Annotated in this window: 16 protein-coding genes and 1 pseudogene; 9 read left to right on the top strand and 8 right to left on the bottom strand. The window is 36.6% G+C overall.

Features of this window, described 5'->3' with window-relative positions; all coding sequences use genetic code 11:
- Window positions 1–107: 107 nt before the first annotated feature.
- Complete coding sequence (locus H4J67_RS08995; protein ID WP_182175659.1) at window positions 108–698, top strand: tRNA-uridine aminocarboxypropyltransferase; 591 nt, start codon at window positions 108–110, stop codon at window positions 696–698.
- A 23-nt stretch (window positions 699–721) separates the two neighbouring features.
- Window positions 722–2,485 carry a gamma-glutamyltransferase gene (ggt, locus tag H4J67_RS08990; protein ID WP_182175660.1) on the top strand — a complete coding sequence of 588 codons (1,764 nt, stop codon included), beginning with the start codon at window positions 722–724 and terminating at the stop codon, window positions 2,483–2,485.
- A 62-nt stretch (window positions 2,486–2,547) separates the two neighbouring features.
- Here ggt and H4J67_RS08985 read toward each other — a convergent pair whose 3' ends face one another.
- Window positions 2,548–2,982: a hypothetical protein gene (locus H4J67_RS08985; RefSeq protein ID WP_182175661.1), complete on the bottom strand. Its 435-nt coding sequence runs from the start codon at window positions 2,980–2,982 to the stop codon at window positions 2,548–2,550.
- A gap of 623 nt (window positions 2,983–3,605) precedes the next feature.
- On the opposite strand from H4J67_RS08985, the gene H4J67_RS08980 reads away from it, so the two are divergent.
- A complete protein-coding gene (locus tag H4J67_RS08980; RefSeq protein ID WP_182175662.1) occupies window positions 3,606–3,893 on the top strand; it encodes a hypothetical protein in 288 nt (95 codons plus the stop codon).
- 61 nt (window positions 3,894–3,954) lie between these two features.
- Here H4J67_RS08980 and H4J67_RS08975 read toward each other — a convergent pair whose 3' ends face one another.
- From H4J67_RS08975 to H4J67_RS08965, 3 genes are all read right to left on the bottom strand, one after another.
- Window positions 3,955–5,049 carry a choice-of-anchor A family protein gene (locus H4J67_RS08975; RefSeq protein WP_182175663.1) on the bottom strand — a complete coding sequence of 365 codons (1,095 nt, stop codon included), beginning with the start codon at window positions 5,047–5,049 and terminating at the stop codon, window positions 3,955–3,957.
- Between the two features lie 115 nt (window positions 5,050–5,164).
- Entirely contained in the window at window positions 5,165–7,930 is a 2,766-nt protein-coding gene (prsT, locus tag H4J67_RS08970) for an XrtA/PEP-CTERM system TPR-repeat protein PrsT (protein ID WP_182203511.1), read from the bottom strand.
- Between the two features lie 96 nt (window positions 7,931–8,026).
- A complete protein-coding gene (locus tag H4J67_RS08965; protein WP_182175665.1) occupies window positions 8,027–8,995 on the bottom strand; it encodes a tRNA-dihydrouridine synthase in 969 nt (322 codons plus the stop codon).
- 178 nt (window positions 8,996–9,173) lie between these two features.
- On the opposite strand from H4J67_RS08965, the gene H4J67_RS08960 reads away from it, so the two are divergent.
- Together H4J67_RS08960 and H4J67_RS08955 are read left to right on the top strand one after the other, a co-directional pair.
- Entirely contained in the window at window positions 9,174–9,410 is a 237-nt protein-coding gene (locus tag H4J67_RS08960; protein WP_182175666.1) for a hypothetical protein, read from the top strand.
- A 397-nt stretch (window positions 9,411–9,807) separates the two neighbouring features.
- Complete coding sequence (locus tag H4J67_RS08955; RefSeq protein WP_182175667.1) at window positions 9,808–11,994, top strand: OsmC domain/YcaO domain-containing protein; 2,187 nt, start codon at window positions 9,808–9,810, stop codon at window positions 11,992–11,994.
- A gap of 96 nt (window positions 11,995–12,090) precedes the next feature.
- On the opposite strand, the gene H4J67_RS08950 is transcribed toward H4J67_RS08955, so the two are convergent.
- The 3 genes and pseudogenes from H4J67_RS08950 to H4J67_RS08940 all read right to left on the bottom strand — a co-directional run bounded on the left by H4J67_RS08950 (window position 12,091) and on the right by H4J67_RS08940 (window position 14,737).
- Window positions 12,091–13,011, bottom strand: coding sequence for a diguanylate cyclase (locus H4J67_RS08950; RefSeq protein WP_182175668.1), 921 nt, complete (start codon window positions 13,009–13,011; stop codon window positions 12,091–12,093).
- Window positions 12,989–13,815, bottom strand: a pseudogene (locus H4J67_RS08945) (alpha/beta fold hydrolase). Before H4J67_RS08945 ends, H4J67_RS08950 begins: the two are co-directional and overlap by 23 nt.
- Window positions 13,816–13,888: 73 nt before the next feature.
- On the bottom strand, window positions 13,889–14,737 hold the full coding sequence (locus H4J67_RS08940) for a LysR family transcriptional regulator (protein ID WP_182175670.1): 849 nt from the start codon (window positions 14,735–14,737) through the stop codon (window positions 13,889–13,891).
- Between the two features lie 150 nt (window positions 14,738–14,887).
- Here H4J67_RS08940 and rimK point away from each other — a divergent pair, with 150 nt between their 5' ends.
- The 4 genes from rimK (at window position 14,888) to H4J67_RS08920 (ending at window position 19,586) form a co-directional block, all read left to right on the top strand.
- A complete protein-coding gene (gene rimK / locus H4J67_RS08935) occupies window positions 14,888–15,793 on the top strand; it encodes a 30S ribosomal protein S6--L-glutamate ligase (protein ID WP_070376387.1) in 906 nt (301 codons plus the stop codon).
- Window positions 15,793–16,833: a succinylglutamate desuccinylase/aspartoacylase family protein gene (locus H4J67_RS08930; protein ID WP_182175671.1), complete on the top strand. Its 1,041-nt coding sequence runs from the start codon at window positions 15,793–15,795 to the stop codon at window positions 16,831–16,833. The genes rimK and H4J67_RS08930 overlap by 1 nt, the downstream gene beginning before the upstream one ends.
- A gap of 8 nt (window positions 16,834–16,841) precedes the next feature.
- Window positions 16,842–17,294, top strand: a complete 453-nt coding sequence (locus H4J67_RS08925) for a RimK/LysX family protein (RefSeq protein WP_182175672.1) — start codon at window positions 16,842–16,844, stop codon at window positions 17,292–17,294.
- A 462-nt stretch (window positions 17,295–17,756) separates the two neighbouring features.
- The gene (locus tag H4J67_RS08920) at window positions 17,757–19,586 is read left to right on the top strand and encodes an SLC13 family permease (protein ID WP_182175673.1); all 1,830 of its coding nucleotides are present in this window, start codon (window positions 17,757–17,759) and stop codon (window positions 19,584–19,586) included.
- A gap of 228 nt (window positions 19,587–19,814) precedes the next feature.
- Here the strand turns inward: H4J67_RS08920 and H4J67_RS08915 are convergent, their stop codons facing one another.
- The gene (locus tag H4J67_RS08915) at window positions 19,815–20,501 is read right to left on the bottom strand and encodes a mechanosensitive ion channel family protein (RefSeq protein WP_404842785.1); all 687 of its coding nucleotides are present in this window, start codon (window positions 20,499–20,501) and stop codon (window positions 19,815–19,817) included.
- Between the last annotated feature and the right edge of the window lie 127 nt (window positions 20,502–20,628).

The raw sequence follows: 20,628 nt of genomic DNA, 5'->3' as shown, positions 1-20,628 counted from the left end.
ATATATTTTACTGCATTTTAGATGTTTTTTATATTAAAAATATTCTTAACGTTTAATGGTGAACAGCGTAGACTCATCGCTAATAATTATCTGTTAAGCCCAAATTAATGACCCGAGCATACTGCTTACAATGCGAACGTCCTGAAAAATCTTGTCTGTGTCATTTAGTCACATTGGTTGATAATGATATTCATATCGTGATTTTACAACATCCATTAGAAGTTAAACAAAGTAAAGGCAGTGTTACCTTATTGCATCTGTCATTAAAAAATAGCCAAGTTATTGTGGGTGAAAACTTTACTGACCACATTGAAGTACATCGATTATTAGAGCATTATCATCAACAATGTGCTGTTTTATATCCAGCTAATGACGCCGTTGTTTTAAGTGCCAATAATAGTGATATAACAACGCCTAAGTGTTTGTTTATCTTAGACGGTACTTGGAAAAAAGCGTATAAAATGTTTATGAGTAACACTTGGCTGCAACAACTGCCGCATTTTACCTTGGAGAATGATATTGTTGGACAATATCAAATTCGAAAAACAACCAAAAAGCACGCTCTGTCATCGCTAGAGGCATGTTGTTATGGGCTTAGTGTTTTAGAACACCAACGTGATGGAGAAAATAAGTATCAAGCAGTATTGGCAAGCTTTGTAGAATTTAATCATTTTCAGTTATCGTTTAACCCAAATTAGTTTATGTATTTTTAAGGAAAACTATGTCTCGAATCCCACTATTTCAGCGTTTAAGTATGGTAACGCTATCACTGGTACTTACCTTTACTAGTCAAGCTGAAATAATAAAACAACAAGAAGACCGTGAACCCGAAGCTGCTACGGGTGTTATCCATAAACAAGCAGTTACCAGCAAAGACTTTATGATCGCAGCAGCTAATCCTTATGCTAGCCAAGTTGGTTTCAACATCCTAAAAAAAGGTGGCAGTGCTATCGATGCGGCGATTGCTGTGCAACTGGTATTGACCTTAGTTGAACCACAATCATCGGGGATTGGTGGTGGTGCTTTTATTTTGCATTGGGATAAAAAAGAACAATTCTTAACGACTTTTGATGGTCGCGAAACTGCGCCAAAATTGGCTACGGCTGAGCTGTTTTTAGATGATAAAGGTAAAGCCATTTCTTGGATTAAAGCCGTTGTTGGTGGTCGTTCTGTTGGTGTTCCTGGTGTGTTGTCAGCACTAAAACAAGCGCATCAACAATATGGGGTGCTTGCTTGGTCAGAATTGTTTGTCGAAGCCATTGAGCTTGCCGAGCAAGGTTTTATTGTTTCTCCGCGGCTCGAAAAACTAGTATCAATGCAGTTTAATCCAGGCATTAGCCAGCTGCCTGAAATAAAAAATTATTTCTTCCCTAATAATATCGCCATAAAAGCCGGTGATCGTTTAAAAAACAAGAAGCTTGCTGCTGTTTACAGAAGTATCGCTAAAGATGGACTTAAACCTTTTTATCAAGGTTGGATAGCGGAAAAAATTGTTGATGCGGTGCAAAATTCTATCATAGCGCCAGGTAGACTTACTCTGCAAGATATGGCTAATTATCAGCCTAAACAAGTGCCTGCTGTTTGTGGTCGTTATCGCGACTATAATATTTGTGGTATGGCACCTCCTAGTTCTGGCGGTGTTGCTGTTATTCAACTGCTTGCCCAACTTCAACCTTACGACTTTGCGAAAGAAAGCCCTAACAGTTTAACGGCCGTGCATTTACTTACACAAAGTTCACGTTTAGCCTTTGCCGATCGAGAACGATATATTGCCGACAACGACTTTGTTAATGTACCTGTTGCGGGGCTAATATCTCCAAACTATTTAGCAAAACGCTCGAAATTAATTAATATCGATAAGGATATGGGAACAGCGCAAGCTGGTTTCCCGCAGGGCGCTTTAGTACAAGCAGACGATCTTGCTTTGGAGTTACCATCAACCAGTCATATTTCAATTGTTGATAAACAAGGAAATGCGATATCAATGACGACCAGTGTTGAAATGGCTTTTGGTTCAGCGGTGATGGTGGAAGGTTTTATTTTAAACAATCAATTAACGGATTTTTCATTAACACCAAAAGTGAATGGGCAATGGGTAGCAAATCGCTTAGAGCCACTAAAGCGACCTAGAAGTTCTATGGCTCCTACGATGGTATTTAACCAAGATAATTCATTAAAACTTGTAGTGGGTTCACCTGGTGGTAGCCGGATTATAAACTATGTTGCGCAAGCCATTGTTGGTGTAATTGATTGGCAGTTAGACCCTCAAACGGCAATAAATTTACCAAAAGTAACCAATCGTAATAAGGTGACCACCTTAGAAAAAGGCACGAATATTGAATTATTAAGGCCAGCTTTAGAAGCCAAGGGACATAAAGTTATCGTTAGAGATTTAAATAGTGGTCTTCATGCAATTGAAGTGACAGAGCAGGGATTAATTGGCGGTGCAGATCCGCGCAGAGAAGGGGTTGTCTTAGGTTTATAAATCATTTTTTGACCTATCTTTTTTAGGATAGGTCAAAAGTGTATTTTAAAGCAAAGACTAATTTAGAAAGGGTCTTTTAATATTTTATCAATAACCCAATCGCCATCTATCTGAATAAGAGATAAGCGCTTAACGTCTTTCAAACGATTATTATCGTAAATACCATCAAAATAAACAGTAATTACCGCTGCGTCTTTGAACTGCTCACGAACTTTTACACCGCTGTCATCTGGCGATGCAACCACTGAATCGTATGACATATTAAATAAATGACGGCCAACAGCTTTGGGTGACTTGTAATGTAATATAATTCGAGACAATTGCGGGCTACATACTTTAGCTGCTTTCTTCACATTTTTTTCATTATAAAGCGCATCAAAAAAGGCGACAGCGACAACTTCAGGACTTTCTGACGTTTTAATATCTCCATTTCCTTCGTCACCACATGCCGTAAGTAGAAGAGTAAATGAGATAATAATTAATTTTAAATAGTTCATAAGATGTAAATATTACTGGGAAAGTATACCTATATACTACCTGAAATTATTAACTCATTAGTATTAAATATTATAAAAATTCAAATATTATTGAAATCTTATAGAGTAAGTTCAATATATAAGCTATCAACAGATCCTTAGGAATACCAATTGCAAAATATCGTTTTGAACTTTATTTTGTTCATCAGCTCTTTAGTATCGGCTAATACTGTATCTCAGTTGCTTTGTCATCTGTGATTAGCAAGGATACTCAACAAGAAGAATACATAGAGTATTGTGCTGAAGTCTCCTTACTTATATTACAAAAAAAGCCGAAGTTTAACTATATCAAGCATTAAATGCTCTAAATATTAGTGGTACTTATTTATATTCGGATTTATTTCTTGACGCTTTTGATTTACATCATAACTCCCTTATACTTGTCGATACACAGATAAGTAGGTAAAAGTATAAAATTCAAAAACAAACTTTTCAAAAGTCTGTGGTAACGATTCATCTACAATTCATTAAAACGCTTTATCAAGTTGAAAGTGAAAACCTCAGCGCGTAATGGATTATTTTAATAAATATCCGTTTAATCATTTCATTGTTTAAACCTTTTAAATAATTTGATTAAGTGCTCTATGGAAAATTTCTTTAGGTATGATTTATATCTGGCGTTAGCGCCATGGTTCGTTTTTGCGGTGCTATCAGTATTAGCGATAATATTAATGAAGCTTGCTAAAAAACGCCGTGGTATAGCGATTGCCTTTGCTGTTTTTGTGCAAATGTTTTCTGCCGAACCTTTTGTGGAAAAAGCGATTGCTATGGTGGTTTCTGAAAAAAGAGTGATTAAAAAGCAGCAAGAAGAAGATGGTGGTGGGGGGAACTTAATAAAAACACGACCAAAAAAGACTGAAGAGAGTTTGTAGTACAAAAAATGCCAGAGCATAATGTCTGGCATTTTTAGTTATCTATTGGTTACTTTAATCGCTAGGCAAAACTGCTAAATTGTTTCAACGTCAATTTTGATCTAATTTTAGATAATGTATTACGAGAAAGCATCATTAAAAAAGCCACTGCAAAAATAATGAAAGTGCTTGGTTCTGGAACAGAAGTTGCCGGTGAACCTGTTGGTTGAAACGGGTTGTAATTTGTTTGAAATGCACGATTAGCTTGCCAAGATTTACCAATAACTTGTCCAAACATCTGCCCACCATTCGCTGCTATATCGGCAGTAGGAGCTAATATACTGCCATATAATGCAATATCTAAGTTTAACTGGCTAGCGCCATAAAAGTTGTAAAGCAACTGGAAAGGTACGGGGGTATTCGCTTCACCTGCAATAAATTTATTGCTTAGAGGGTTCGTAGAACTTGTTGGGGCACTATCGTTCGTAATATATACCATTCCTCTTGATGAAAGGTCGATAACGGAAGATCCTGTGTCATTTGATATATTAAATACAACCGTTGCGTCTTCAGCCATGCCATTAGTATTGATATAGAATTCGCTCTCAGATTGTTGCTGAGTAACATTAAAAACGTAAACGCCATTTTCTGGCACAACATTCTCATCAACTGAAAATATTAATGCCCATCCATTGTCTTTAACACTACCGTAGGCAGTTCGCGCTGATAATTGTTGTGAAAGGTTTTCTAAATGGGAAAATGCACTATTAAAATCAACCGGTAAAGAGTCAGAATTCTGAGTTAATGATCGCACATCATTGAGAGTACCCGTTAATGTTCCACCAATTATTGCATCACCCAATTCAGGGGTTTCTCCTGCTTTATGATGCTGATAAACAGCAAGGTTGCCAGAGGGATTTATTTTTTCAATATTTCCGCCAACAACTAAACTCGGGCCATCCCCCATAGCAAAGTCAATTATCTTTGCGCCAATGTCATATTGACCATCAACTAAAAGGTTACCACCAACGGCGATTCGACCCTCTACGTCAGATGAACTAACAGAGTAGTTTTCTTTAATAAAAGCATGATATTTACCCGCTTGACCAAAATCGATGATGTCAGCAAATAGTGGAAAACTTAAGAATAAGCTTGCGATAACAGCTAAATGTCGCATTAATGTTCCTTATAATTGAATCAATATGACTATATTTTGCACATCATATCATTAAATAAACCTATTTGACAACGCTGTCTTTTATGCAGGATGTTTATTTTGGGTATTAACTCTATTAATCTTTATTTATTAATAGGTTTATTTTTTTGGTTAGTTCGTGATCTAGGGCTAGCTTTTGTGCTGTGAGCAAAGCAGCTTTAGCTTGGGGGATTCGCTTCAAAATTGCTAAGGTATAAGCAAGGTGGTAATGATAGTTTGGATTATTCACATCGCGAGCAATTGATTCTCTTAAGTAACTTAAACCTGTTTGAGGTTGATTGTTTTTAACAAATAACCAACCTAATGTGTCATTAATTACCGCTAACGTAGGGGCTAATTCGTAGGCCTTCTTAGCGAAAAAAAGTGCTTTTTTTGGATTGTTTTCTTGGTATAAATTAGCAAGGTTATTTAGAAAAATAGGCTGTTGGTTAATATGTACATAGTTTTCAAGCGTCGATATTGCTAATGCTGTATCACCGTTATTTAGAGCAATGGTACTTAGCTGTGAAACTGCCCAAGCATCTGAACTTTGTTGTCCTATCCATTCCTGTAATAATAAGGTGAGAGCTGCAAGGTTTTTCTTCTGTGAGTAAAGTTGAGCGAGTAACTGCATGTGCTCACGATTCTTTTGGCTTTGATAAAGTGGTCTTAATAAATCGATTGCTTGATCCATGTTGTTTTCGGTGAGTAAAAGATGAATTTTTAGCTCTATCCAAGTAGGATCTTCAGGATTTATTAACAACTGTTGTTCAATCAATTGATTAGCTTTTTTAGTATCTTGCGTAACTAAAGCAAAACGAGTTTCAATATAAGGAGAAATTTTGCCACTTGATAATTGTCTAATTCTATCAATACTGCGTTTTGCTGCCTCAATGTCAGCTATATCAATTTGAAGGTTACTTAACGTCTCAATTTTAGCGACGTCATCATAAATTAAACCAAATAAAATTTTAAGTGTTTTAGAAGACTTAGCCGTTTTACCTTGCTGTTTTTGTAGTTTACTTTTTGCTAATAGTAACTCTTGATCAAACAAGAAGAACTCTTCTAATAACTGAAGTGTTTTTTCTGCGTTGGCTAACTGATTATTTTCTAGGTAAAGTGTTAGTAATGCCCGCTGATTTGTCATGAAATCAATATGACCTTTGGGTATTTGGCTAAGTAACTTTATCGCTAAAAATAACTGTTGTTGTTTAATCGCAAAGTCTGCATACAACTGAAGTACTAAAACATCATTAGGGTAAAGTGTCAGTAATTGTTGATAATAATATTCAGTTTGTTGTTCATCTTTTTTATTTAGACTTATACCCGCTAATGCCAATAATGCGGGACGAAATGTATCGTCTAATATAAGTGCTTGTTTAAATAGCTTTATCGAGTCTTCATCCCGACCAAGCTTTAATGATAATTCACCGGCGAGTTGTAAAATTTCAACTTTATTGGGATTTTCGTCTAATAATGTTTGAGTCGTTATTTTAGCTTGTTCAATATTATTGGTTTGTAATTGTAAAAACCCTAATAGCGTTTTATTTGCTAATGTACTGCTGCTACTTGTTTTATTAAGTAAAGCTACCGCGTCATTGCTTCGGTTAACAGAAAGAAGTGCGCCTATGTACTGATCTCTGAGTAGCGTATTATCAGGAAACGTCGACTGGGCTTTCTCAATGAAGCTTAAGTATTCATTTTTGTCGAATTGTTGTTGATAAATATGAGAGGCAAGCAAGTGAATATCAACTTCATTTGGCGATAGGGTTAGTGCTTTATCAACATATTGTTGTGCTAAAGTCAGGTTATTCTCTTTTAAAGCGATCATAGTAAGATGGCGATAAGCAACGACATTTCCCTCATAATCGCTAAGGTAAAGTAAAAACTGTCGGCGTGCTTGATGATAGTTTTCATTTAAATAATCAACACTAGCAGACAGCAACAATACTTCTCTATTTTGCATGTGCTCGTTGCTTAAATTCATAAACTGTTGCTGAATATCACGTAACAAAGTGCGTGCTTCTCTTTCATTACCTTGTAATGCGATAATTGAAGAGTGTAATAGTTTTATATAAGGGTCATTTGGGAAGTTTTCTCGTAACGTTAGTGAAAAACTAAGCGCACTATTGAGTTGGTTAAGCTCTAATAAAATGGTCGCTTTACCAAATAATGATTGCTTATTTGTGGGTTCCTTTTGAAGCATTTCAGTATATATTTCTAAGGCATCATCAAAGTTATCAGTGTTCTTTAATATCTCAGCCTTGAGCATAAGCGCACCTTGGTGGTTATCTTTTAATGAAATCGCTTTATTTACCAAAGTTAAAGCGCTATCAAGTTTTCCTTCTTTAAATGATAAATCAGCCATAGCTATAAACAGCTCTAACGTTTCTCCATGGATATTTATTGATTGCTGATATGACTTGTTAGCTAAAGTTGACTGATTCAAACCTTTGTATGCATTACCTTGTAAGAGAAAATATTCATTTTCAGTGGCAAGTTGTGGATATTGGTTTAATAAATCTAAAGCGTCATCATGTTTATACAAGAATAATTTCGCTTTAACTAAAGGTAGAATCACAGCAAAACTATCAGCTTGCAAAGATAAAGCTATAGCTAATTCTTTTTCTGCTGACTGTGGCTGACCTTTTTGCAAAAGGATATCGCCTAATAATAATCGAGAAGGTAAGTAATTAGGACGCTGCTGAATACTATTTTTAACCGCTATTTCAGCTTCATTAAGCTTGCCTTGTTGTAAAAAAATCAATGCATTTTCGTAAGAACTGGGCAATTGTTCAGCATGAGTATTACAACAAGTTGAGATAAAAAATATGAAGAATAAGATGGAATGAGATTTATTCATAGCAGCACAAAATAATTAGAGATACTTTATGTTAAAACACAATGACGTTAAGTGATATTGTATTTTTAGTAATAAAATAAAATAAATTGAAATTTATTAAATAATATTAGTGCTGTTAACTGACGACTTGTCTAATAAATTTAAAATTTCTTCTTTGTTTTTTAGTGTTTTAATATCATTAAATAACTGTTGTGCTTCTGGGTATTGTAATTTCAAATAGCGCAACCATTGTTTCAATCTACTAGAAAAGTAAAAGCTCTTATCACCTATTAATTCAAGATCACTGTATTGTTTTAATAGGATACAAAGTTGGTGCCAAGGCATAGCTTGTTGGTTGTTTTTTATTACTGCCTCTAAATTTGGTAGCGCAAGTGCACCACGACCAAGCATTAAATTTTGGGTGTGGCTTTCTTCAATACAGCGGTGGGCGTCTGCTAAATTCCATATTTCACCATTCGCGAAGATCTCTATTGGGTACCTTTTGACAATGCCAGCAATGAAGTGCCAATAAGCGGGAGGACGATAGCCATCGGCTTTAGTTCTGGCATGAATGGTGAGTTGATCCGCTTTGGCAGAGGTTATAGCACTAACTATTTCGTCTAACAATGAGGCATCATCAAAGCCTAAGCGAATTTTTGCCGAAAGGATCACATCCTCGCCAACCGCTTTTTTTACCGCTAGCACTATTTTGTAAATATCTTCAGGGGTTTTTAGTAATGCGGCACCGCCACGGTTTTTATTAACAGTTTTAGCTGGACAGCCAAAATTAAGATCAACACCATGTGAGCCTAGCGCTATTGCTCGAACAGCATTTTCTGCCATCCAGTTGGGTTCTTGACCAAGTAGCTGCATTCTCAATGGTGTGCCTGACTGTGTATAACCTTGTTGTTCTAATTCAGGGCAAACTTTGTAGAAACATCGCTCAGGTAAAAGCTGGTCAACAATACGTAGAAATTCAGTAATACAAAAATCGTAATTATTTAATGAGGTGAGTAGACGGCGCATTAAGGCATCAGCAACACCTTCCATTGGTGCTAAAACAACTTTCTTTACTTGAGTATTCATAGATCAGCGAGTAACCTCAAAAATGAGCGATAAGATTTATTTAAGAGTGAATAAATATTTTCAACTTCATTGAAATTTATTTATTCGGTGAAGGGGGCTTTGTTAGTAGCTTACATATGTAGTGCCAAAATATATAATATTAAATGAAAATATCATGAAAATTTAAAAAAAATCATCATTGACAGCTTTATTAGGTTTATTTGCCTTAATACTTGCCATTTCAGCTCCTGTAAAAGTAGAAATGAACCCTTTTGAAACTAAAAGCATTGTAACGATTACCGCGGCAGATGCTAGTGGAAAATGTGGTGAAGGTAAAGCTGACGAAAAAGCTAAATGTGGCGAAGGTAAGCAGACAAAAAAGGTAAATGTGGCGAAACTAAAACTGACGCTAAGAAATGCGGCGGTTAATTCTTAATCATTTATTAAACGTTATCATATATCTTTAAAAAAGCTATTTAACCCTTCGTTAAATAGCTTTTTTGTTTATTTATAGCTTATACGACGGTCAGTCTTTATAGTTATTATCGTTTACTGTTGCGCGAGGAATGATAAAAAGTGATTCACTACCTTGGTTGAATTATTGTTTTACCACACTTTACCTAGCTATTTTAATGTCCCTGTAAAATCAAATTCCTGGTTACACCGCGCTATTTTATTTAAAACAGTGTCTTTCTTAATTAATGTCTTTTTTTCCAAGACTAATGTCTCGAAAAAACAGATAATAGCGATCATTAATTACATTTTGCCAATTGGCAGTCGCTAAAACTAAGCAAATCACTGAGCTTTTAGTGCAAAACTTCGGAAATTATTCAATGGAAATCAAAGTTAATTATCTCGACAACCTTAGAATTGAAGCTAAATTTGATGATTTTTCTGTCATCGCTGATCAACCTATTCGCTATAAAGGTGATGGTTCTGCTCCAGGGCCTTTTGATTATTTTTTAGCTTCATCAGCACTTTGTGCCGCCTATTTTGTTAAGGTTTATTGTAATTCGCGTGATATACCCACTGAAAATATTCGTTTGTCACAAAACAATATCGTAGATCCTGAGGATCGTTATAACCAAATTTTTCAAATTCAGGTTGAGTTGCCTGAAAGTATTTCTGAGAAAGACCGTAAAGGCATTGTCCGTTCCATTGATCGCTGTACCGTTAAAAAAGTCGTTCAAAGTGGACCAGAGTTTAAAGTAGAAATAGTCGATAGTCTTGAAAACGACGCCCAAGCAATGCTTATGGGGCAGTCAGCAAGTGGTTCCAGCACCTACATTTTAGGTAAAGACTTACCACTTGAACAAACTATTGCCGATATGACCTGCCTGTTGGCTGATTTAGGTATGAAAATTGAAATATCTTCTTGGCGAAATATTGTGCCTAATGTTTGGTCATTGCACATCCGTGATGCTGCATCACCGATGTGCTTTACTAACGGTAAAGGCGCAACGAAAGAAAGTGCGCTTTGCTCTGCACTTGGTGAATTTATTGAGCGTCTTAACTGTAATTTCTTTTATAACGATCAGTTTTTTGGTGTTGATGTTGCCAACAGTGATTTTGTTCATTATCCCAATGAAAAATGGTTTAAACCTGGCGCCAATGATGAGTTGCCCAGCGACATACTTGATGAATATTGTTTAGCGATATATAACCCTGACGATGAATTGCGGGGCTCAAACCTAATAGATACCAACTCTGGCTTAGCAGATCGAGGTATTTGCTCTATTCCTTATGTACGCCATTCTGATGGTGAAACCGTCTATTTTCCTTCAAATTTAATTGAAAATTTATTTTTAAGTAATGGTATGAGTGCAGGTAATAACTTACCCGAAGCACAAGTACAATGCTTGTCAGAAATTTTTGAACGTGCGGTAAAAAAACAAATTATTGCACAAGAAATTGTTTTACCTGATGTGCCCAAAGAAGTGATCGCAAAATACCCAAGTATTTTAGCAGGTATTGAAGGCTTAGAAGCGCAGGGCTTTCCTATTGTTGTTAAAGATGCATCCTTAGGTGGTCAATTCCCAGTCATGTGTGTCACGCTTATGAACCCTAAAACGGGGGGTGTCTTTGCCTCATTTGGTGCTCATCCAAATTTTGAAGTTGCGCTAGAAAGGAGTTTAACTGAGTTATTACAAGGAAGAAGCTTTGAAGGCTTAAACGATGTACCTAAGCCAACCTTTAATAGCATGGCGGTTACTGAACCTGAAAACTTTGTTGATCACTTTATTGACTCAACAGGTGTTGTTTCCTGGCGTTTCTTTAGCAATAAAGCTGATTATGAATTTTGTGAATGGGATTTTTCTGGCACTAACGAAGAAGAAAATGCTGTGTTAATGGCGATTTTGAAAGACTTGGGCAAAGAAGTCTATATTGCAGAGTTCAATCAATTGGGGGCTACCGCTTGTCGTATGCTAGTACCAGACTATTCAGAAGTGTATCCGGTTGAAGACCTTATTTGGGACAACACCAATAAATCTCTTGAATACCGCGAAGATATTTTAAATCTTCACATTTTAAGTGAAGAACAATTAGTCGCTTTAGCTGAGCGTTTAGAAGATAGCCAACAAGATAACTACATTGATATAAAAACATTAATTGGTATTGAGTTTGATGAAAATACTGTTTGGGGTCAGCTCACTATTCTTGAATTAAAGATTCTTATTTATCTTGCCTTAGGTGCTTTAGAAGAGGCTATTGAATTAGTTGGAGAGTTTTTACAATACAATGACAATACGGTTGAACGTGGCTTATTTTATCAAGCGGTTCATGCGGTATTAGAAGTTACCCTAGACGAAGAGATGGAACTTGAAGACTATATCGGTAACTTTAATCGAATGTTTGGTGAAGAGACTATGGAACACGTGGTTGGTTCAGTCTTTGGTGAAGTTAGGTTTTACGGTTTAACACCAACAAGTATGAAACTTGAAGGTTTAGATAAGCACCTGAGGTTGATTGAAAGCTACAAAAAATTACACCAAGCACGTAAAATAGCGGCTGAGAAATAGTAAAAACATATCATGTAAAAAGCCAATATCTACTATAGGTATTGGCTTTTTATAAACGTTGCGAATTTAAATTTTAAATCTTAAGTTTAATGAGCATTAATCAGTTTTATACACCTCGGTTCTGTTTCTGCCAAGTTCTTTTGCTTTATATACGGCATCATCAGCCTGAGCGTAAAAGTCAGTAAATGATATTTTATCGTCACAAATACTGGCACCAATACTTACCGTTAATGGTTTATTGTCAACCGTAATGTCAGCGATTAATTGATGTAATCTTTCACAAAACAATAAAACATTCACTTTGTCTGTGTCAGGTAGCATGATCAAAAATTCTTCACCACCAAAGCGAGCAACGAGGTCTGTTTGTCGACAAAAGGCTTTTAATTTTTGACCAAGCTCTTTTAATACACGATCCCCTTCTAAATGGCCAAAGTTATCATTTACTTTCTTAAAGTAATCAATATCGAGCATTAACAAACCAACCGATTGATGAGATCTCGCTGCCTGCTCAAGGACTAAAACACTTCGGTATTTCATTTCTCTTCTATTTAATAACTCGGTTAACTCGTCAGTAGAAGCAAATAATTTCAACTCTTCTGCTTGCTCTTCTAATGTTTTGCGGATTTTTAATAATTCATTATAAAGTTGGTCTCTTTTCGAGGCATTAAAAAAGCTCCAATAAATACAGCCATCATCACCTAAATGCGCGTTAACGGTTACTGGAATGCGACCCCCTTGAGCATTAAATATAATTAACTGCATTTCTTCACACGTTTTCTTGTGTAAAAGTGTTGGAATGAGATAACTTTGAAAAAATATTTTTGACGATTTTGTGAAAATCACATCAGTACTTTTACCGATAAGTTCTGCTGGTTGCCATAATAGTTCAGTGGTGAAATATGTATTAACATAGGTAATAATTCTTGACGAATTAGTGACTAAAGCACCGCAAGGAAAACTATCCAGCGAATAATTTTGCATGTTACTTTGTGTTTTATTTTTGCGTGTTGTGGTCATTTTTTGCGTATTCTATTATTAAGTCGACAATTTCGTTCGGATGCGTCATATGTAAACAATGTCCGTCAGCCAGAACCACTTCCAGTTGACTATCTTTTATTTGGCTATGAATAAACTCACCAACAGTCGTCGCAGCCAATGCATCATTCTTACTTTGGAAAATTAATGAAGGTTGCTTTATATCTTTTAAAATATGGCGATAATCAGATAAAAATGTTGCTTCAGCAAAATTCTTCGCTATAACAGGGTCGGTAGAGCAAAAACTTCCCGTTAACTCTCCTATTAAATCTGTTGAATGATCATTTCCTATTACTAATGGCGCTAAATAATCAGCCCAACCAATATAATTTTTATCCATCAAGCTTAATCGCTCGAGTAAATCTTCTTTTTCAAAGCCGCCCAAGTATTCAGGAGGAAAGTTTAGAAAACAAGGAGAAGGGCATATCATGATAAGCTTAGAAAAAAAGTCAGGCCTTTTATTGGCGACAATCGCACCAATAATACTGCTTACTGAATGCCCGACAAAATTGCACTTGATAGCTGTAGCACTTCAGCTATTTCAATAATATCTTCGGCATATCCCTCAAGTTGGCTATAACGTTTTTTGTTGTATTGTGATATATCCGAACCACCAGAGCCGACATAGTCAAATAATACAATGGTAAATTGACTCAATAGCTTAGGCGTTAAAAATCGCCACATGTTTTGATCACAACCAAAGCCATGAGCAAGAAAAAGTGTTTTTTCGCCTTTTCCAATAATTTTAACATTATTTCTAATCAACACCTCTTTTGACAAAAGCATAATATTTCCTACTCAAACGTATCATTAATTAACGGTCACTAACCTTGTTTATACTACTATCTAATAATCTTGTTTATATTACCACAGAAGGAAACAGTTGCAGGGTTTGCTCAATGATATCAGTTTTCTGACTTTTCGCTAAATAAGCGGCATATATATCTCTTGAATATACCGGCGCTTCTTCAACTAGGTATAATTTATTTTTCTCGATATACTCAAAAGTCATTTGTCTGGGTAAATAAGCACTTCCGCCGGCGTCTAATAGAAAATTTAATGCAATTCTTGGTTGGCTCATATAGTGTCTTGCGGGAGGAGCATCTTGAAATTCTCGAAGGTGTTGCGCATTCACTGATTCACCATAGTCGACCATTATGTGGTTATCTAATGTTAACTTTTCCATAATATCGTTTGGCTCTGTGGTGACTAAATGTAGTGGAACCGTGGCGACTTTTTCAGTGATTAAATCTTTAACAAACGGTGGTTCGAAAAAAAAGGCAACATCGACCACACGACTTAGTAAACTCTTTCTAAGCTCTAACGGCGAGTAAGTGTTGGTTAATAAACTAACATCATCAAGATTGCGGTGAATCTTTTTCAACCAATCTTGTAAGACAATATCCCAAATAGACATCATAGAGCCAACAACTAATTGATAAGTATCACTGTCTGCAACACCAACATCTTGTTTCGTTTTTTGCCACATAAACAATAACTCATTAGCATGTTTTATTAACCGATTACCTTCAGGGGTTAATTTTAAATGCTTTTGGCTTCGGTCAAACAACAGTACACCTAAGTCACCTTCTAATAACTTAATCCTTGCGCTTACCGCAGATTGAGTAATGAATAAGTTCTCAGATGCTATTCTAAAGTGTAATGTACGGCTCACTTCAAGAAATGTTTTTAATAGTTCGATTCTCATACAAACCTCGACAAACAACGCAATCATTTTTTTTGATTAAACTCATCAAAATATAGCGCTATATTATTTAATAAGCTGACTATACACTCCACAGCACTTATTACCTCACTTTTTATCATTAAATAAAAGTGAATATCAAAAGACTGACTTATGAAAATTGCTATCTTATCTAGAAATAAAAAACTTTACTCTACGCGCCGCTTAAAAGAAGCGGGTGAAGCTATGGGCCATGAAGTTGATATTATCGATACTTTGCATTGTTATATGGACATTACGAGTAGCCGTTCATCGGTGCGTTATCACGGTAAAGAACTACCAAAGTATGATGCAATTATTCCTCGTATTGGCGCCTCTGTAACTTTTTATGGCACAGCGGTGGCAAGACAATTTGAAATGATGGGTACCTTCAACATTAATGAATCCGTCGCTATCAGCCGCTCGCGCGATAAATTACGGTCATTACAGTTGCTATCACGTAAAGGTTTGGGTTTACCGCGAACAGGCTTTGCCAGTAAACCTGATAATGCTAAAGATTTAATTAAAAATGTTGGTGGCGCGCCGGTAGTGATTAAGTTACTCGAAGGCACACAGGGTATAGGTGTAGTCTTAGCCGATACTGCTAAATCGGCTGAAGCCATTATCGAAGCGTTTATGGGCTTAAACGCGAATATTTTGGTACAAGAGTTTATTAAAGAAGCGGGTGGTGCAGATATTCGCTGTTTAGTGATTGGCGGTAAAGTTGTTGCGGCGATGAAACGTCAAGGCGCTGAAGGTGAGTTTCGTTCTAATTTACATCGCGGTGGCTCTGCTGAAGTGGTTAAATTATCTAAGGCTGAGCGTGATACTGCTGTCAGTGCTGCAAAAGCGATGGGTTTGAACATGTGTGGTGTCGATTTACTGCGTTCACAAAATGGTCCTATGGTCATGGAAGTTAATTCATCTCCTGGCCTTGAAGGTATTGAAAAAGCGACGGGCAAAAATGTTGCCGGGATGGTGTTTGAGTTTTTAGAAAAAAATGCCAAACCTCATGACACTAAGACACGTGGCAAAGGATAATGAAAGTGAGTTCTACAGACATATTACGCATTGGTGAATTTGAAATTTCACCTGGAGAGCAGCGTAAAATAGAGCTGCCGGTTGCTAAGTTATATACCGATGCCGACGTTTCTTTGCCCGTTCATATTATTCGCGCTAAAAAACCGGGGCCCACTATTTTTTTGAGTGCGGCGGTACATGGCGACGAATTAAATGGTATTGAAATTATTCGACGCTTGATCCACGAAAAGAAACTTAAAATCACGCGAGGCACCGTTATTGCTGTTCCTATGGTTAACGTTTATGGCGTGGTTAATCAAAGTCGTTATATGCCTGACCGTCGTGATCTTAATCGCTGTTTTCCCGGCTCTGCGAAAGGCTCTTTAGCGGGGCGTGTTGCACATATATTTCTCAATGAAATCGTTAAGCATTGTGATTACGGTATCGATTTACACACCGGGGCAATTCATCGCTCAAACCTGCCACAAATTAGGGCGGATATGTCTGATCCCGACACCAAAGCCTTGGCGGAAGTGTTTGGCGTACCAGTTGTGTTGAATTCTACTTTAGTTGATGGCTCGTTAAGAGAATCAGCCGTTAAAAACGAAACGAAAATATTATTATATGAAGCGGGTGAAGCGCTGCGTTTTGATGAGTTTTCAATTCGAGCGGGCATGAAAGGTATCTTAAATGTTTTACAATATTTAGGCATGACTAGAAAAGTTGTCCGTTCTAAGAAGAAAAAACTTGTGCCTTTTATTGCTAATGGCAGCCAATGGGTACGCGCAAATGCCAGTGGTATTGTTCATAATATTGTAAATTTGGGCGATCAGATCACTAAAGGTCAAGTGTTAGCCGAAATTGGTAGTCCATATGGTGCAATATTTGATTCGGTTAAAGCAACACGCTCAGGCATTTTAATCGGTAAGCAAAATATACCGCTAGTACAAGATGGAGAAGCTATGTTTCATGTCGCTTATTTCAGTGAAGACGATGAAGAAATCGCTGAACACATTGAAAACGTACAAGAGCAGCTTTTACCAGAAAATGACGACAGTTAGGAAACCGTATGAAAAAAGCAAACAAAGTTGTTATTGGCCGTTTAGAGTCAATAGCTTTGCCAGACTTAGCTATTGACGACTTACAAGTGCGAGTTGATACCGGCGCAAAAACGTCATCGTTACACGTTGATAATATTACAAAAGTTATTAAAAATGGCAAGCCTTCAGTTATTTTTGATATTCATCCTGATGCGCATAATGTTGATACTATTGTTAAATGTAGTGCGCCAATTAGTGATATCAGGAAAATAAAGTCTTCTAATGGCACTGTAGAGCAACGTTACGTTATTGAAACATTAATCGTACTTGGCGAAGAAAAGTGGTCAATTGAAATAACCTTAACGGACCGTTCTGATATGAGTTATTTAATGTTGTTAGGAAGAGAAGCTTTAGGCAGACGTTTTCTTGTTGATCCATCAAAAGTTTTTTTAGGATCAAAAATAGAAAGTGAGCTAGGTTAATCCTTATCTATACGTTTTTTATATAAAAAGCGATTCATTGTCTGCGGTAAACACCACAAAAGATGAATCGCTGTCCGACAATCAACGTTAAAAGTAGCGCGTCATGTAACGTAAAGTGACCTAATAATATTCAGAACATGTTATCGCTACTTTTTTGTCACTAAAAGTTCCTTATTGCTCCCTGTCTGCCAAGTCCTCGCTTTTAAAAGTGCATATTGAGAGAGGCTGCTGAATTATTGTTGCCACTCTTTTTAACTAATATAGTTCACCCTTTAACGAGCTCGTTATAAAAATATCTATTGATTAGTGACTATGTACTTAATTGAAAACACGTATTATAGTTATTAAAAATAATTAGAATAGGCTTCATTGACTTGTAATAATTTCGCGTATTCATTTAGAATAAGCTTTATAAGCAGTTGCTGTAGCCGCTAAATAATTAAATTAACTTGGTACTACTTTTTGAATATTCCTGACTTACCTAATAATCATGCGTTAGCGGTATTACTCATTACCGTATTGGCCTTGTATCTCTTTCGTCGAGACGATATCCCTTTAGAAACCTCTTCTTTGGCTGTTATCGCTATATTGTGTTTGGCGTTTGCATTCTTCCCTTTTTATATAGATGGCACACATTTCGAACCCAGCTCATTATTTTTTGGCTTTGGTCATGAAGCCTTAGTGACGGTTTGTTCGTTAATGATCATTGGTCACGGTATTGTGCGTACAGGGGCATTGGAGCCCATTGGTCGATACTTGGCTAAATTATGGAAGATAAGTCCAACATTATCTTTGTTGCTAACACTCGTTTTAGCTGGAGGCTTAAGTGCTTTTATTAATAACACCCCGGTTGTGGTGCTGTTACTGCCTATCTTGATTAGTGTATCACTGCGTACTAAAACAGATTCTTCGCCAATGCTACTGCCTATGGGATTAGCAACTTTAGTTGGGGGAATGGCGACAACGATAGGTACATCGACCAATTTATTAGTGGTTAGTATTGCAAAAAACATGGGAGCGGTTGAGTTTGGGCTCTTTGATTTTATACAACCAGCACTTATTGCTTCTGTTGTTGCCGTTCTCTACTTATGGCTAATTGCGCCTAAACTTCTCCCAAGCAGAACACCATCAATGCCTGATACTTCGCCACGTCTATTTAGCGCTTATCTTAATATAAATGAAGAAAGTGTGGCTAACGAGAAAACAATTACCGAGATAATTGCTTTGACTGACGGCCAGCTAAAAATTGAGAGTATTCAGCGCGGGGCCAACTATCGTAATATAATGCCTTTGCCCGATACCGTGCTTATTGTTGGTGACCGCTTAAAAGTTCATGACTATCCAGACCGTTTAAAAGAATATGAGTCAGTATTAGGTGCCACTTTATTCTCAGGACTGCATAAAGTTGATGACGAACACCCCCTAAAAGCCGAGAAACAAACGTTGGCAGAGATTGTTATTATTGCTGGCTCGGGGGTTGAAGGGCACACTTTACAACAGGTCAATTTTATACAAAAACACAGCATATCAGTGATCGCTTTGCATCGAGCAGGTAAAGCGATGGAAATTGGTCGCAGCAGTATCGGCAATACCCGCCTGAAAATTGGCGATGTCTTACTGGTACAAGGAGAGCAAGAGCAAATTGACTTATTAAAAGCTAAACAAGGACTACTTATTATTGATGGTGCGGAGTCATTACCTCAAACAAGTAAAGCACCCATTGCCTTAGGTACCTTGTTAGCAGTAGTTGTATCGTCAGCCTTGGGTATTTTACCTATAGAAATTAGTGCGGTTTGTGGTGTACTCGTCCTGTTATTAACAAAATGTTTAAATTGGCAAGAAGCTTCATCAGCACTTAGTACGCAAGTTATTTTAATTGTTGCCGCGTCTTTAGCGTTAGGCTCTGCAATGATGACAACCGGTGGCGCTGAGTACATAGCCCAAGTGTTTGTCGCATTATCATTTGGTTTACCACCAGGAGGTGTATTATCAGCCTTAATGTTGTTACTCGCGATATTAACTAATATTGTTTCTAACAATGCCGCTGCTGTTATTGGTACGCCTATTGCCATTTCTGTTGCTAGCCAACTCAACCTACCAGCAGAACCTTTTATATTGGCAGTACTCTTTGGTGCTAACTTAAGTTATGCAACCCCTATGGCTTACAAAACTAACCTTTTGGTAATGAACGCCGGTGGTTATCGTTTTTCTGATTTTATGCGTGTTGGTATTCCCTTGATTATTCTAATGTGGGTAACGCTATCCTTACTGTTAAATTGGTTATATCTGTAAGATAAACAAAGCAGTCTTTTGTTTTAGGCTGCGCTAATCTTCGTTAATACACTAAAGATGAAAGGTACATTGGTAAGCAAAAAGCCTCATTAATAATGAGGCTTTTTTGTAACGTTGAAATAGGATGGTGTTTGTTGTGGGGCTTGTAAATAAAGCACAACAAGCTTTTGTGCTCATGGATTAGCTACAAAGATTAAGACCTATTACAAGACGATGTCTGTCGCTCTGTTATTTATTAATATTTTTTAAAGCTTTATTCTCAAACCATAGTTTCATAAAGTCGGACGTTAATTTCTGTTCTATTTCCATCGCACTTTCAGTGGGGCAAAAAATAGTAAAAAACACCTGAGTGTCACCGAGCTCAGAGGTAGCTACTTGAATGTGCGGTTTTGGACCTGCAATCTTTATATCTAAGCGGTTTTCAATAAGATGATTATAACGAACTGCCACCTCTTTAAAGTCATGACAATATAAGTCTGCTTTCTCATACAAGGTCTCGATAAAGTCAAAGGGATTAGCACTGTCATCACGTACTATAGTGAAATGATGTACCGCATAACGCTTGAGGAAATTAAGGTTTTTAATTACCGAAGTAATTAACTGGCTATTAGGCAAATATAACGTTTTACCGGTATATTCATAATCATCTTTATTGACCTCTAGTAAAGTAAGTTTAGCCCAATCGGTAGAATGCACCTCACCAACATAGTTACCTACTTGTATCCAGTCACCAATACGAAAGGGGCGACTTGATAATATATAGATAAAGCCAATAAAACACTGAATAAACTCGCGAGTCGCTAATACAATTGCCACAACAAAAGCGGCAATAGAAAAAGCAAACTTTTGGATTTCTTCGGACCATAGATTAAAAAGTAAAATAATGATCAATATGGTAAAAATATTATTCACCATATTGATTTTTAATCTTTTGGTTTGTTTCGATTTTAGCTTTATAACTTTTATGATTAAATTTTTAATCAAAAATGAAGTCATCAACAGTAAAAAAGTAACAATAAATTTATATTCAAACAATAACTCG

Source organism: Colwellia sp. BRX10-4 (assembly GCF_014077465.1).
GTDB lineage: Bacteria > Pseudomonadota > Gammaproteobacteria > Enterobacterales > Alteromonadaceae > Colwellia_A.
The sequence above is the reverse complement of the archived record's forward strand: the minus strand, read 5'-3'. Positions and strand labels throughout refer to the sequence as shown.

Excerpts from the sequence above, each read along its gene's own strand:
- H4J67_RS08995 (WP_182175659.1), top strand. The coding sequence starts at position 108 with ATGACCCGAGCATACTGCTTACAATGCGAACGTCCTGAAAAATCTTGT.
- ggt (WP_182175660.1), top strand. The coding sequence starts at position 722 with ATGTCTCGAATCCCACTATTTCAGCGTTTAAGTATGGTAACGCTATCA.
- H4J67_RS08985 (WP_182175661.1), bottom strand. The coding sequence starts at position 2,982 with ATGAACTATTTAAAATTAATTATTATCTCATTTACTCTTCTACTTACG.
- H4J67_RS08980 (WP_182175662.1), top strand. The coding sequence starts at position 3,606 with ATGGAAAATTTCTTTAGGTATGATTTATATCTGGCGTTAGCGCCATGG.
- H4J67_RS08975 (WP_182175663.1), bottom strand. The coding sequence starts at position 5,049 with ATGCGACATTTAGCTGTTATCGCAAGCTTATTCTTAAGTTTTCCACTA.
- prsT (WP_182203511.1), bottom strand. The coding sequence starts at position 7,930 with ATGAATAAATCTCATTCCATCTTATTCTTCATATTTTTTATCTCAACT.
- H4J67_RS08965 (WP_182175665.1), bottom strand. The coding sequence starts at position 8,995 with ATGAATACTCAAGTAAAGAAAGTTGTTTTAGCACCAATGGAAGGTGTT.
- H4J67_RS08955 (WP_182175667.1), top strand. The coding sequence starts at position 9,808 with ATGGAAATCAAAGTTAATTATCTCGACAACCTTAGAATTGAAGCTAAA.
- H4J67_RS08950 (WP_182175668.1), bottom strand. The coding sequence starts at position 13,011 with ATGACCACAACACGCAAAAATAAAACACAAAGTAACATGCAAAATTAT.
- H4J67_RS08940 (WP_182175670.1), bottom strand. The coding sequence starts at position 14,737 with ATGAGAATCGAACTATTAAAAACATTTCTTGAAGTGAGCCGTACATTA.
- rimK (WP_070376387.1), top strand. The coding sequence starts at position 14,888 with ATGAAAATTGCTATCTTATCTAGAAATAAAAAACTTTACTCTACGCGC.
- H4J67_RS08930 (WP_182175671.1), top strand. The coding sequence starts at position 15,793 with ATGAAAGTGAGTTCTACAGACATATTACGCATTGGTGAATTTGAAATT.
- H4J67_RS08925 (WP_182175672.1), top strand. The coding sequence starts at position 16,842 with ATGAAAAAAGCAAACAAAGTTGTTATTGGCCGTTTAGAGTCAATAGCT.
- H4J67_RS08915 (WP_404842785.1), bottom strand. The coding sequence starts at position 20,501 with ATGGTGAATAATATTTTTACCATATTGATCATTATTTTACTTTTTAAT.